This is a genomic window from Corynebacterium sp. HMSC074C11 (genome assembly GCF_001809455.1).
In the GTDB taxonomy this organism is placed as follows: domain Bacteria; phylum Actinomycetota; class Actinomycetes; order Mycobacteriales; family Mycobacteriaceae; genus Corynebacterium; species Corynebacterium amycolatum.
This window is the reverse complement of sequence record NZ_KV797721.1, coordinates 1-13,249: the sequence shown is the minus strand read 5'-3', so window position 1 is coordinate 13,249 and position 13,249 is coordinate 1. Positions and strand designations below refer to the sequence as shown.

12 protein-coding genes and 2 pseudogenes are annotated in these 13,249 nt (G+C 57.9%); 7 read left to right on the top strand and 7 right to left on the bottom strand.

Annotated features, from left to right (window positions below):
• Window positions 1–147 precede the first annotated feature (147 nt).
• Entirely contained in the window at window positions 148–1,530 is a 1,383-nt protein-coding gene (locus tag HMPREF2614_RS00840; protein ID WP_048760243.1) for a UDP-glucose dehydrogenase family protein, read from the top strand.
• Here HMPREF2614_RS00840 and HMPREF2614_RS00835 read toward each other — a convergent pair.
• Window positions 1,527–3,029, bottom strand: coding sequence for a YibE/F family protein (locus HMPREF2614_RS00835; RefSeq protein ID WP_070559793.1), 1,503 nt, complete (start codon window positions 3,027–3,029; stop codon window positions 1,527–1,529). The two genes, HMPREF2614_RS00840 and HMPREF2614_RS00835, sit on opposite strands and share 4 nt — an antisense overlap.
• Before the next feature lie 32 nt (window positions 3,030–3,061).
• Between HMPREF2614_RS00835 and HMPREF2614_RS11090 the strand changes: the two genes are divergently transcribed.
• Entirely contained in the window at window positions 3,062–3,220 is a 159-nt protein-coding gene (locus tag HMPREF2614_RS11090) for a hypothetical protein (RefSeq protein WP_168162086.1), read from the top strand.
• A gap of 391 nt (window positions 3,221–3,611) precedes the next feature.
• Here the strand turns inward: HMPREF2614_RS11090 and HMPREF2614_RS00825 are convergent, their stop codons facing one another.
• Together HMPREF2614_RS00825 and HMPREF2614_RS00820 are read right to left on the bottom strand one after the other, a co-directional pair.
• Window positions 3,612–4,994, bottom strand: a complete 1,383-nt coding sequence (locus HMPREF2614_RS00825) for a pyridoxal phosphate-dependent aminotransferase (protein WP_371199680.1) — start codon at window positions 4,992–4,994, stop codon at window positions 3,612–3,614.
• A gap of 135 nt (window positions 4,995–5,129) precedes the next feature.
• Window positions 5,130–5,666, bottom strand: a complete 537-nt coding sequence (locus HMPREF2614_RS00820; RefSeq protein WP_038626820.1) for a YceI family protein — start codon at window positions 5,664–5,666, stop codon at window positions 5,130–5,132.
• Between the two features lie 138 nt (window positions 5,667–5,804).
• Here HMPREF2614_RS00820 and HMPREF2614_RS00815 point away from each other — a divergent pair, with 138 nt between their 5' ends.
• Together HMPREF2614_RS00815 and HMPREF2614_RS00810 are read left to right on the top strand one after the other, a co-directional pair.
• Complete coding sequence (locus tag HMPREF2614_RS00815; RefSeq protein WP_038626818.1) at window positions 5,805–6,929, top strand: CE1758 family FMN-dependent luciferase-like monooxygenase; 1,125 nt, start codon at window positions 5,805–5,807, stop codon at window positions 6,927–6,929.
• Window positions 6,926–7,680: pseudogene (locus HMPREF2614_RS00810) on the top strand (CE1759 family FMN reductase). The gene HMPREF2614_RS00815 and the pseudogene HMPREF2614_RS00810 overlap by 4 nt, the downstream one beginning before the upstream one ends.
• A gap of 47 nt (window positions 7,681–7,727) precedes the next feature.
• On the opposite strand, the gene HMPREF2614_RS00800 reads toward HMPREF2614_RS00810, so the two are convergent.
• Window positions 7,728–7,919 (bottom strand): hypothetical protein, encoded by a 192-nt coding sequence (locus HMPREF2614_RS00800; protein WP_038626815.1) that lies wholly within the window; start codon window positions 7,917–7,919, stop codon window positions 7,728–7,730.
• A gap of 518 nt (window positions 7,920–8,437) precedes the next feature.
• Between HMPREF2614_RS00800 and HMPREF2614_RS00795 the strand changes: the two genes are divergently transcribed.
• The 3 genes from HMPREF2614_RS00795 to HMPREF2614_RS00785 are packed head-to-tail and all read left to right on the top strand — an operon-like array spanning window position 8,438 to window position 10,361.
• Window positions 8,438–9,031 (top strand): hypothetical protein, encoded by a 594-nt coding sequence (locus tag HMPREF2614_RS00795; protein ID WP_016421574.1) that lies wholly within the window; start codon window positions 8,438–8,440, stop codon window positions 9,029–9,031.
• Window positions 9,032–9,078: 47 nt separating this feature from the next.
• The gene (locus tag HMPREF2614_RS00790) at window positions 9,079–9,753 is read left to right on the top strand and encodes a hypothetical protein (RefSeq protein WP_016421573.1); all 675 of its coding nucleotides are present in this window, start codon (window positions 9,079–9,081) and stop codon (window positions 9,751–9,753) included.
• 8 nt (window positions 9,754–9,761) lie between these two features.
• Window positions 9,762–10,361, top strand: a complete 600-nt coding sequence (locus HMPREF2614_RS00785) for a hypothetical protein (RefSeq protein WP_038626812.1) — start codon at window positions 9,762–9,764, stop codon at window positions 10,359–10,361.
• A 123-nt stretch (window positions 10,362–10,484) separates the two neighbouring features.
• On the opposite strand, the gene HMPREF2614_RS00780 is transcribed toward HMPREF2614_RS00785, so the two are convergent.
• The 3 genes and pseudogenes from HMPREF2614_RS00780 to HMPREF2614_RS00770 form a co-directional block, all read right to left on the bottom strand.
• Window positions 10,485–11,138 carry a response regulator transcription factor gene (locus tag HMPREF2614_RS00780; protein WP_038626810.1) on the bottom strand — a complete coding sequence of 218 codons (654 nt, stop codon included), beginning with the start codon at window positions 11,136–11,138 and terminating at the stop codon, window positions 10,485–10,487.
• Window positions 11,139–11,271: 133 nt separating this feature from the next.
• Complete coding sequence (locus HMPREF2614_RS00775) at window positions 11,272–12,378, bottom strand: histidine kinase (RefSeq protein ID WP_246815656.1); 1,107 nt, start codon at window positions 12,376–12,378, stop codon at window positions 11,272–11,274.
• A 249-nt stretch (window positions 12,379–12,627) separates the two neighbouring features.
• Window positions 12,628–13,249, bottom strand: a pseudogene (locus HMPREF2614_RS00770) (Fe-S oxidoreductase); the annotation flags it as partial.

Genomic DNA, 13,249 nt, shown 5'->3' with positions numbered 1-13,249 from the left:
CGAGTGAATTCTCGGTGAAGAAACGGAAACAATTGTTCGATAAAGAGTTTTCGCAGGTGGAAAGCCTAAAGATGAGCCTTTAGTTCACACCATTTAAGGGTTAAATCGGCTTGAAGGCCTTTTATCTTTCGATAAATAATAGCCCTCATGCGTATTACGGTTATTGGTACGGGTTACCTTGGTGCCACTCACGCCGCAGCAATGGCGGAGTTGGGGCACGAGGTTCTCGGCGTAGATGTTGATCCCGCCAAGATTGAGGCATTGTCCGCAGGTCAAGTTCCTTTCTTCGAGCCTGGTTTGCCCGAACTGCTGAAGAAGCACGTTGAGTCGGGGCGTCTACGTTTCACCACTGACTACGACGAGGCCGTTGAATTCGCGAACGTCCACTTTGTAGGCGTGGGAACTCCGCAGATTAAGGGCTCTTACGCTGCTGACGTTCGCTATGTGGACGCCGCTGTAACCGAATTGGCTAAGCGCGTCGTCGGCAAGCACTTGGTGTTTGGTAAGTCCACCGTGCCCGTCGGTACCGCGCCGCGCCTGCAGGAACTGGCTGCGGAGATAATCAGCGAGCGCGCCGCATCTGGTGATGAGCAGTTGAAGAACACCAGCCTCGAGATCGCCTGGAACCCGGAGTTCCTGCGTGAGGGCTTCGCGGTAAAGGACACCCTGGAGCCGGACCGTGTGGTACTGGGTGTGCAGAAGCCGGGCATGATCCTCAATGGTGCAGGTCAGGAAGTTGAATCCATCGGAGAGGACGGCCTGCGCGAGTGCTTCGGCCCCATCATCGAGCGCGAGACACCGTTCATCGTCGCGGACACGGCCACCGCAGAGCTGGTGAAGGTGTCGGCGAACGCATTCCTCGCCACCAAGATTTCCTTCATCAACGCGGTCTCCGAAATCTGTGAGGTCACAGGTGCGGATATCACTACGCTTGCCGACGCCATCGGTATGGACGCCCGAATTGGCCGGCGCTTCCTCAATGCGGGACTGGGCTTCGGTGGTGGTTGCCTGCCGAAGGATATCCGCGCATTCATGGCCCGCGCCGGTGAGCTGGGCGTTGACCAGGCGTTGACCTTCCTGCGCGAGGTCGATGCAATTAACATGCGTCGCCGTGAAAAGACCGTTGACCTGGTGCGTGGCAGCTTCGGCGGCTCGCTGCTCGGTCACACTGTGACTGTGTTGGGTGCGGCCTTTAAGCCAAACTCCGACGATGTGCGTGACTCTCCGGCGCTGTCGATTGCCGGTTCGCTGTCTCTGGCGGGCGCTTCGGTGAGTGTTTATGACCCGCAGGCCATGGAGAATGCCAAGAAGAATTTCCCAACCTTGGAGTACGCGCCGAGCATCGAAGCGGCCCTGGAAGGCTCGGAGATGGTCGTCGTCGCCACCGAGTGGCAGCAGTTCCGCGAGATCGACCCGGTAGCTGCGAAGAAGCTGGTCAAGCGCGCAGCGGTTCTCGATGGCCGCAACTGCCTGCCAGCCGACAAGTGGCGTGCCGCAGGCTGGGATGTCACCTGCCTCGGTCGCGGCTAAATGCTTGCCTCTCTTGAGCGCTTCGGGAACTTCATGCCCTCCGGCGCCACGGTATAGGCGGCGATGAGGGTGGTAATCGGCACCGCGAGTACCAAGGCCACCGCACCGATGATGGAACGCAGCAGCTCAGTGGCCACCACGTCGGAGGTCAACGACTGCATTAGCGGCCGGTCGGAGACGCTTAACAAAATCGACAGCGGCAGTGCGGTGCCGAGGTACGCCAGTACCAGCGTGTAGACCATCGACGCGATGTGGTCGCGGCCGACGCGCATTGCCGAGCGGAAGACCTCCATAGGCCGCGACCGCGGAGCTGCTTCGTAGAGCTCCTGGACGGTCGAGGCCTGGGCGATGGTGACGTCGTTAAGCACACCCAACGCGCCAATGATGAAGCCCGCCAGAAGCAAGCCCGTGACGGAGACGTCAGGCAGGTAGAGCTGAATGAGCAGGTTGTCCTCATTGCCGAGACCACGCAGCTGCGACGTCGAGATCGCGAGGTTGGCCAAGCCCGCCGCCAGCACCATCGTGGTGAGCGTCCCCGCCAGCGCGGAAGCTGACTTCCAATTGATGCCATGCACGAGGAAGAGCACCGGGAAGAGAATCGCCGCGCCCGTCGTGATAGCCACGGCCACCGGGTCGCCGCCGCGTAGCAATGCCGGAACGAGGAATCCCATCACTGCGGCCAGTGTGATGCCGAGACCGAGGAGGCTCAAGACACCGCGGGTCATGCCGACTAGGACGATGAGCAGCACCGCCGCGCCGAGCCACAACCAGATCGTCGTGGTGCGGTCCATGTCTAGGAAAGTGTAAGTGTTGCCGATGTCAGCGGTGTCGGCAACCTGATGAGGTGCGAGGTCGACGATGTTGGTGTCGGCAACGGGAGCAGCAGGGGCAGCGGGGGTGTCTGCACCGGGCTCAGGCGCTGGTTCCTGCTCGGGTGCTGGAGCCGGTGGTGCTTCGGGAGCATGTTCCGGAGCCGGTGCGGGAGTCTCTGGGGCTGGTGCAGGCGCATCCTCTGCGCCCTCAGGGGCAGGCGCGGGAACAATGCCGGGAGGTGGCGCCATCAACCCAGGATCCGGCACAACACCATTGTCAAAAGCTCCGGTACCAGCCGCGTTCGGACGGTGAATTGCCAGGACGACCTTGTCGCCCTCCTTCAGCTCAATCTCGCCGGGCAAGCCGGATGCCTCCAGCAGCGTCTTCTTGCCCTCGTCCGGGCCCGAGGTCAGTTCAATGACCGAGAGCTGGCACTTCGGCGCAGCTGAGTCGTTGAGGGAAGCCGTCAGCCCTGGTCGCGGCTGGTCGTCGAAGACACGACCGTTGTCAGGCGAATTGCACGCACCGACGCTGTGCTTTACGACGGATCCCTTGACCGTCTCTGCAGCTGACGTCTGTGACTGCAGGAATCCCGGCCCCGGACTCGGAGCTTCACCCGATGGCCAGAGCCCAATCACTGCGAGGAAAGTCGCAATGCCAGCAACTGTAAGAACTGTGGCCAGCAAGCGACGTGCTCTTGTGGGGTTGTGCCGCGGTTTTGTCGGTTTTGGTTTGGCTTGTGCAGGTTCGGTTTGCCGCGCCGGTGCTGTCGGCTGCGCAGTTGCTGTCGGCTGCGCTGGTTCTGCTGGCTGCGCTGGTTCTGCATGTCGTGCTGCGGCAGCCGAGGTTTCAGAGTTGGGTTGATTCGCGGCGTTGACAGCCCGGAACCGGCCGGTAGGGGAGCCGCTGTTCGAGTTCTTCAGTGCGTCGAGATGCGCACCTATGTCGGAACCCGGAGCAACGCGAAAAGGTTGCTGGCTACTAGAGTTCATTGAATCTTTTGAATGCCTGCCCACCCTTAATAACCTAATCGCTGCACCAGCTCCGGAAGGCGTACCGCCATTCCGGCGCGCCGAGCCGTGGTCATCAACACTGTGCCCACTTTTCGAAGCAATACTCACTTATCGATGCGCTCTAGCGTGTCTATAAGTGAATAGCGCATCGATATGTGAGAGGGGTAGAACTCGCAGCAACGCGAAAAGCCTGCTGATTCCCGGAATCCACTGAACCTTTTGAGTGCCTGCCCACCGTTAACAGCCTAATCCCTGCTACTGCTTGTAGCTGACCAGGAAGTTGCCCAGGCGCTCGATGGCTTCCTTCAGGTCGCGCGCCCACGGCAGGGTGACAATTCGGAAGTGATCCGGCGTCGGGTAGTTGAAGCCAGAGCCGCCGACCATCAGGATCTTCTCTTCACGCAAGATGTCGAGCATCAGCTTTTCGTCATCGTGAATTTCGTAGACGTTCGGATCCAGCTTCGGGAATGCGTACATGGCGCCCATCGGCTTCACACAGCTCACGCCCGGAATTGAGGTTAGTCCCTCGTAGGCGACATTGCGCTGCTCCAGGAGGCGACCGCCTGGCAAGATTAGGTCCTCGATGGACTGGTAACCGCCAAGTGCCACCTGAATGCCGTGTTGAGCAGGGACATTCGGGCACAGACGGGTGCTGGCCAGCAGGTTGATACCCTCGATAAAGCCCTCTGCGTGGCGCTTCGGGCCAGTCAGCACCATCCAGCCCGCGCGGTAGCCGGCCACGCGGTAGGTCTTGGACAGGCCGTTGAAGGTGATACAGAGCAAATCCGGGGCCAAGGAGGCAGTGGAAATGTGCTCTGCATCGTCGTAGAGGATGCGGTCGTAGATTTCGTCGGAAAGCAGCAGGAGTGAGTGCTCACGAGCGATATCGACGATGGCTTCGAGTGTCTGGCGTGTGTAGACCGCGCCGGTCGGATTGTTCGGGTTGATGATGACAATCGCCTTCGTGCGATCCGTCACCTTCGAGCGAATGTCTTCGACATCCGGAGCCCAGTTATTCTCCTCATCACATGTGTAGTGGACGGCCTTACCGCCGGCGAGGGTGGTTGCTGCCGTCCAGAGCGGGTAATCCGGAGCTGGAATGAGGACCTCATCGCCCTCGTTGAGCAGCGCCTGTGTGGTGATGGAAATCAGCTCGGAGACGCCGTTGCCCAGCCAGACGTCGTTGACGTCGAAACGGGGGAAATCCGGGTCCATCTCATAGCGCGTGACGACGGCACGGCGTGCGGAGTAAATACCCTTGGACTCGGAGTAGCCCTGTGCGTGGGGGAGGGCCCGGACCATGTCCTGCACGATGGTGTCAGGTGCATCAAAGCCGAACTTTGCCGGATTGCCGGTGTTGAGCATCATGATGCGGTGGCCGTCGGCTTCCATCTGCTCGGCGAGAGTAGTCACCGGACCGCGAATGTCATAGAGGACGTTCTGCAGCTTGGAGGATTGATCCAGTGTCTTCAGCGGAGTGCGGCGAGGTGCCCTGATGTTTCCACGACGGGCGGCAACGCGGGCGGCACGGGACTGCTCGGCCTGAGTGGCCTGTGCAGTCTGAGCGTCCTGCGTTGTCTCGTTGGTGGTTTCGGTGCCCTGGGAAGTGTCTTTGCTGGAACTCACCTGTCTAAGCATGCCACTTTTTTGCTCCCGCACCATGCTTTTCTCATAGTGGGGGCAGATTAATTGCACATTGATTGCGCAAAAGCGTCCTGCATGAGGATGCAGGACGCTTTTCTGGGGTTCTGGCTGCTGGGTTCCGGCTGCTAGTTACTGCTTGACTGCGGAGCCGTCGATCTGCAGGGAAATCTCATTGCCAAGGAGCAGGCCGCCAGTCTTAATAGGAGCGTTGTAATCGATGCCGAAATCGGTGCGGTCAATCTTGGTGGCTGCCTCGAAACCAACGCGAGTCTGCCCCCATGGGTCTTCAGCGGAGCCGAAAATGTCGACATCCAGGGTGACCGGCTTGGTAATGCCGTTGATGGTCAGGTCGCCGGTAACGGTGGCCTTTTCTTCGCTCTGGAGCTCGATAGCGGTGGAAACGAACTCGAAGGTCGGGTTTTCGTCGGTGCCGAAGAAGTCCTTCGAGCGCAGGTGGTTGTCGCGCTCTTCATTGTTGGTGTTGATGGAGTTCGCCTGAATGGTCGCCTTTGCCGTGGAATTCTCCGGCTTGTCGACATCAAAATTAATAACGGACTCAAACTCAGTGAACTGACCGTGGACCTTAGTGATCATAGCGTGACGAACGGTGAATCCAACGGTGGAGTGCTGTGCATCAAGAACGTAGTTACCAGACTGAAGAGCCATAGTGAATCTCCTAAAAGTTAAAAGTATCTCGAATGTTTCGAAGTATTTTTGTCCGCCGGAACCAACCCCCGGTGTTGACGTGTCAACTATAGGTCAGTGAGAGATGACGTGTCAACAAAAAGATCTTAATATGGAGCCATGCAATTCGGAATTTTTACAATTGGCGACGTCACAAAAGATCCCACGACCGGACAAATCCCTACTGAACATGAGCGAATTAAGGCAACTGTCGCGCTAGCGAAGAAGGCTGAAGAGGTTGGCCTCGATGTATTTGCTACCGGCCAGCACCACAATCCACCGTTTGTGGCCCCGGCGAACCCGCCGATTCTGCTAGCAAACCTCGCAGCGCAGACCGAAAATCTGATTCTGTCGACCTCGACAACGCTGATTACCACCACCGACCCCGTGCGCATCGCTGAGGATTACGCCTACCTCCAGCACCTTTCCGAAGGCCGCATGGATCTCATGATGGGCCGCGGCAACACCGGGCCGGTTTATCCGTGGTTTGGCAAGGATATCCGCAAGGGGATTCCGCTGGCCATTGAGAATTACCACCTATTGCGCACCCTTTGGCGTGAGGAAAATGTGGATTGGCAAGGTCAATTCCGCACGCCGCTGCAGTCCTTTACGTCCACTCCGCGTCCGCTCGACGGGGTAGCGCCTTTCGTGTGGCATGGCTCAATCCGGTCCACCGAGATTGCTGAGCAGGCCGCCTTCTATGGGGACGGTTTCTTCCATAACCACATTTTCTGGAATATCGAGCACACCACAGCCATGGTCAATCTCTACCGCCAGCGCTTTGAGCACTACGGTCATGGTGCTGCTGATCAGGCAATTGTCGGACTTGGTGGGCAGGTCTTCGCCGCTGAGACGGAAAAGAAAGCCAAGGAAATTTTCCGCCCCTACTTCGACAATGCCCCGGTCTATGGACATGGGCCATCGTTGGAAGAATTCGAGAACATCACTCCACTGACCGTCGGCACGCCTGAGCAAATCATCGAACGTTACCTGGGCTATGCAGATGCCGTTGGTGACTACCAGCGCCAGCTTTTCCTCATCGATCACGCCGGCCTGCCGCTGGAGATCGCGTTGGAGCAGGTTGAGATCCTGGGAACCGAAATCGTTCCGGTCCTGCGTGAAGAGTTCGAGCGCCGCCGTCCGGCACACGTGCCCTTCGACCCGCCGACGCACGCCTCGCTCGTCGCCGAAGGCGCAGATTCCCCGCACCTGCTGGTCCGCCCGGCGGAAAGGAATCAGCAGTGAAAAACCTCGTCGTCGTAAGCGCTGGCGTTTCCGACCCATCGACCACGCGCATCCTCGCCAATCGCATCGCGGAAGCTGTTGACGTGCAGGTCTCCAAGCGCGGCGAAGGCCTCGAGATCGAGTACGTCGAGCTGCGCGAACTCGCTGTCAGCCTCGGCACGGCGATGTCCACAGGGCTTTACGACGAAAAATTGCGCGCCGCCCTCGATACTGTCAGCGGTGCTGATGGATTGATTGCCGCGACCCCGGTGTTCGCAGCGTCCTACTCGGGGCTGTTCAAGATGTTTTTCGACGCCCTGGATAAGGATGCGCTGACCTCCATGCCGGTCATTATTGCTGCGCGGCTGGCACAGCGCGGCATTCATTGGTGCTGGAGTATGCGATGCGTCCGCTGTTTAGCTACCGTCGCGGCACCGTTATGCCGACTGCTGTATTTGCAGCCACTGAGGACTTTGGCGCTGGCGATGGTGCCGGCGGAGTATCCGGCGCGGAGATGAGCAATCGCGTCGTGCGTGCAGCTCGTGAGCTTGCCGAGTACCTTGTCGGTGTTCGCTCGGCCGTAGTCGGTTTTGGTCCAGATTTTGGGAACGAAGCTGAAGAAAAGGGTGCAGCACATTCAGCAGACGGGGTCAGTGAGGGCAATCAAGGTGTTGGTGCGCCGAACCATCGGCGCAGTACGAACACGCAGGTGGATGCTAACGTCACGGATTTTGCCACACTGCTAGAGGGGCTCGACGGCACCGCGAAGTAGCCGCGCTCTCGCGTGAAGGGGAGGGCAGGGGAGAGACCGGCGCTCTATTAGCGGCACCACGGAAGGTTGTAGTAGTCGCAAGAGAAGGTATCGGAAAGAGCGTATTCCTTAACCTGTAGGTCGTCGCTGCCGGTTGTAGCTGTCGGTGCTGCGGCAGCGGCCGGGGTGCCGGTCAGCGCGCCTAGGGAAAGTGCTGCGGATGCAATGGTGGTAGCAAGAACAGAAGTGCGTCGAAACATTAGGTAGTACTCCGAAAGATATCTGCCTCGGCAAAGTGTCAGGGCTTTGTGGACTGCCGGACTTCGCCAGTGATTAATAAAGAAATCATAACTATTTAATCAAGAGTGTGAAGCGTGAGGGACCCTTCGTCTGCCCGCGGCCGGGGGTGGCCACTCGGCTACTCTCTGGTGTCTTTATGTAGGTAGGTTAGTGGCCGAAATGTTGATTGCCTAATACCAAGTGGCTGACCAAGGCATTTTTGAATTGGTTCAAAAGGCGTAGTTCTAATGCGATTAAATTAATCGCTGAAATTTTATTGTGGCGCTCATAATCGCTGGTCACACGCTGTAATATACCGTATTTTCGCAAGGCAGAAATCTGTGAGATTCCATTTTTACTATGTGGATAATCGCTGTGGCCGTCGTAAAGAGAGTCGAAAATTTTCCATTACAAAAGGCTGAATTTCGACTTACCTTAGCAGGTGTTAGTTCAAGTATTTCCTTACGAGTTGTTCGTCACGCCCTGAAAGGATTTCGCCGTGAAGAAGACCCTGCTCTCCGGCTCCATTGCAGCCCTGGTTACCATGTCCTCGCTGGCTGTCGCCCCGATGGCCGAAGCTGCCCCAGCCCCCACCCCGGGCACCGTCGGTGGCACCTGCTCCGTTGAAGGCCAGTCCGGCCAGTCCCTGAAGATCACCGGCTCGAAGTTCGAGGTCGAAGGTACCGCCACCGTCGCTAACTACGGCGATACCGACCTGCCGCTGACCCAGACCCTCAAGGAGGGCAAGACCAAGTCCTGGAACGTCGGCGGTTCGGTCGACTTCGACCTGCTCAAGCTCTTCCATGTCACCTTCAGCGCCGGCTACCAGTCCACTCAGACCTGGGAAGTTGGCCAGACCCTCGGCCCGTACCCGGTCAAGCCTGGCTACACCGGTGTTCTGGAGTATGGCTTCCTGAACCAGTCCTTCGAAGGTACTCACCTGACCTGCAAGGGCGGAAAGTGGATTGACGCAGGTCGTCCGTACTGGGGCACCATCCCGAAGGAGCGCCACATTCGCGTTTCCATGCGCGCCAACGAAGCTGATCGCTCCGTGGACGGTGCTGCTCCGCAGGTCAAGGAGTACGCCGTCTAAGACGGGCTGAGCCTCTTTAAGACCTCGAAGTAGAAGGAAGTTTCTCCATGTTGAGCCTGAAAAAGAAGGCCCTGGCCTGCGCGGTGATGGGTGCAAGTCTTCTTGCACCAGGCATCGTCGGACAGGTCGCTGCGACCCCGCTGACCCAGACCCCCGACCAAGATGAGCACCACACCGGTTTCACCAATACGGATAAATGTGACCCGGTCAAGGATGCCAAGCGTCACCCCTGGGAACAGTGGATTACCGACGAATGGGATCGCTACAACGGCACTAACTCATTCACCAACCGCACTGACCGCCCGATTCAGTACACCCTCGAGGTGACAGAGGGGGTCAACGAGTCCGTGAAGGCCATGAGCTCCGGAAATATGTGGGACGTGTTCCTCCACGGGGTGAAGAACAAGTACGGCATCGTCGAGGTCAGTCAGTGGTCTGTTGGCGACAAGCTGGGCCCGGTGACCGTCAACCCTGGTGAGACCGTTCGCGCAGACTACGGCGTGCACATGAAGTCCTTTATTGGCCGTGTCCGCACCTGCGATCAGAAGACCGGCCTGTGGCGCGGTGAGCCCTACTTCGGTGAGTACAACGGCAAGGGGCCGTCGACTCGCTTCGTGGTCTGGCACAAGACCACCAAGGAGGGCGAGCACCGTCAGCAGTGGGCGCCTGTCAGCGGTAACTCCGGTGACGGCGGCCCGGCATCCGCCACGATTAACGACTAGGAGTAGTTATGAAAAAGCGTGTTGTCGCCATGTGCTTGACGACGGTCTTTGCGCTCGGACTCGGCGCTCCGACAGCAGTGGCCGCCCCGAATCCAGGAGCTGGTGAACCGTTCGCGCCGGAGGAGTGGGTACCAGTGCCCAAGCCAGCGGCAGTTGACCGCGGTCCGGCACCGGGAACCACTTGTGAAGCTCCGGGTTCGGTGGCCGAGTTCGTGGAAATCACCGGTTCTCGCTACGACGTTGAGGGCGTTGTTTCTACGAAGAATGACATTGGTGATGAGCCGATTCCGCTGACGCAGACCATTAAGGAGTCCAAGACCAAGAAGTGGTGGACCAATATCTCTGTCAGCGTGAAGGTCAGCAAGGAGCTCAACCGCAAGTACTCCTGGGAGTACTCCCGAGAGATGGTTTGGAGCCTCGGGCAGAAGATCGGACCATACGAAGTACGCAAGGGTGAAACTGGTCGTCTGAGCTGGGGATTCCTGGTTGACGAGTTCGCTGGACAGACAGTCCGCTGCAACGCCAACTCGAAGACGTGGCAGCCGATTGGGCGCAGCTACTTTGGCGTGGCTCCGCGTGAGCGACATGTCGAGGTGACCATTCAGTAGTTACACAGTTCTCTCTCCACACTCAGCACGGGTAAAAGGGGGCCTATTCACGAAAGTGAATAGGCCCCCTTTTTGCTACTCCGGTGTTTTGCTATCCCGCTGTTTTGCTACTCCGTCTTTTTGCTATTGCGCGGCAGCGGATGCCGGAGGCTGGAAGCCTGCGTCTATTGCTTTCAGAGCCAAGTCCAGGCGTGAGGTAGCCCCGAACTTATTGAACATGCTGGAGAGGTGCTTCTTGATGGTGCCCGGCGACTTGCCGAGTTCCTTGGCGATGTCGTGGTTCGACTTACCGCGACAAATCAGGCCGAGAACCTCTCGCTCGGCATGAGTGATCTTGTACGAGGAAATGTTGCGGGACGGCAGCGTTTTAATCAGCCGAGTCGCAGAAATCGGGGAGATGACGGTGCCGCCCTGGAAGACATCTTCAATGGTGCCAATGACGGATTCGGGGCGGGCGGTTTTGAGAATGTAGCCGTTTCCGCCGAGGCTCAAGATTTTCAGCATTGTTTCATCGGTATCGAATGAGGTGATAGCGATGAATTTCGGTGGATTCTCCACCTTCTTAATGCGCTCGAGCAGCTCAACGCCGTCCATGTTGGGCATATGAATATCGGTCAAAACTACGTCAATGCCACCGCGGGCAATGATATTGAGGGCCTCGTGGCCATCGCTGGCTTCATCGACCACGGTAATGTGCGGTGCCTTCTTGAAGTAAGTTCGCAGCGTCGAGAGTACGAGTGGGTCGTCATCGACAATGAGAACCTTGATGTCAGACATCCGCGAACCTTTCATAGAATTTATAAAAACCGAACAATATCTGTCATTGTGCGATATTACTACGCTAACCAGGACGTTTCGAGAGATATCTTCGTCACAGGCGGTTACTACACCAATCTTACGCTAGCGTAACTTACTGATTGGTAGGTGGCATGTGGAGTTTGGTATTCCACACATTTCCTTCTCGTTCTGATGTGATGGAACCGTCCCACGGTCGCACTCGCCGATGCAGTGAGGAAAGCCCCAAACCGCTCGAGAGCATCGCCCGCGGCAGAAAATGCGGTAGCACCTTCGATATCTGATTGCTGATGTCGAGCGTGAAGCCATCCTCCTCATTGCCCAGCGCCAGAATGTGGACGTTCGTTTGCGGCTCGCCGTACTTCTGAATATTCGTGCAGAACTCCGACAGCGCCGGCGAGATAACTTCTGAAATCTGCGTCAAAGAGGGCTCGGTTTCAATCCTCGTGGCCAGTGAAACGTTAAACCCAGCTTCCTGCAGTTCATCCTTGGCCTGTTGGAGCACCCTGTTCATGCTAGGAACTCGCTCATCTTGGCCAATAGCCGAGGTCAAAGAGCTTTCTTCGTCAGCGGATTTCAGCAGTGAAAGCAACTGGCGAAGCTGTAGCAGACCTTCTCGGGAGGTTTCTGCGATGTCCTCCAGGGACTCTTCAAGCTTTTCATCTGTCCCTTCTCGCTCGATGGCGAGCGCCTGCGCCAACATGGTTACGCGAGTAAAGGACTTGGCGGTGGAGTCATGCAGTACGGTCGCCAACTCAAGGCGTTGTTCTTCCAGGGCGCGGTTAGATTCAATCGTTGCCTGCCGGCGTTGCTCTTTGTAGCGACTGCGCATCATGCCGATGGCGTAGGCAATTACAAAAAGCAGCGTTGTCACAAAGGTCGCGACGTGGTCGCGCGCGAACGTATTTGTGTTTACGTCGTAGTTTGAAATTACCAACAAGAGCAACGCAGTGATTCTCGCCGGCATCTTGTTGTTGTTAGCACGCATCACTTCCACAATGAGAAGCGCGCAGAAAATCTGCATTGGAGCCTGCTCTGTAGGAAGGAAAGTCAATGCCAAGAAATTCGCTGGGACAACCACCATGGCAAAGAGCGGCAAATACGTCGCCACTGCAACAAGAATGACCTGAAGGCCACCGATAATGGTTGGCAACAAAAGATCAGAGTTGCTCTCGCGGAAAATTAGCGCATCGAGAGCAGTGAGGATCAGCGCAATGACCATCTCCACTGACCCCGGAGTCCTCAGAAAGTCTCTTATCTGTGACAGCGATTTCTTAATCACTACGCCAAGACCTCTTTCCACACCACAACGCGGTCATCTCTAACGGGATGCAGTAATCAATATATTGTCAGTGCGGTTGAGAGTGCCATTTGCATGATTAATGCCGTGGCGCAGGGGTCGTCGTAAAGCACAAAAAATCCGCCCGGGAAGAATAACCTCTCGGGCGGATTCTGGCTTACTTAGCGAGCGTTACTTACGTCGCGCCGATCCTGGCAGCGGAACTCCGTGCTGGTTGCGCGGAAGGTTCTTAGCGCTTGCCGACGGTGCCTGCGTCTCCTCGGCAGGAGCATCAGCGGCCTGCTCGGTGGAAGTAGCACCTTCCGCCGACTGCTGTTCGGTAACCTCTGGCTGAGCAGGAGCCTCCTCTGCCTCTGGCTGCGCCGGAGCCTCCTGAACTTCGGTTTCCTCGACTGCCGGGGCAGGGGCGCTAGCGACTGGCTTGGCCTTGCGTGCGCCACCTGGAATCGGAGCACCGGATGCGGTCTTCGGCTGCTCAGCTGCTGGCTGCTCGGACTCGGTGGCCGTAACCTCAGCAGCGGTGTCCTCGGCAGGAGTAGCTTCCTCGGCCTTCGGCTTGGCGGCTGGAGCTGCCTTCTTAGCGCCACCTGGGACAGGGGCGCCCTTGCGTGCGCCACCCGGAATCGGTGCGCCCTTGGTTGCCTTCGGAGCCTCAGCCGGAGCCTCGGTTTCCGCAGCTGCTGGCTCTGCCTGCGCGGCCGGCTTAGCAGCCTTGACGCCACCCGGAACTGGAGCGCCCTTCTTGGCACCACCTGGAACCGGTGCGCCGGCCTTTGCTCCGCCTGGCTTCGGT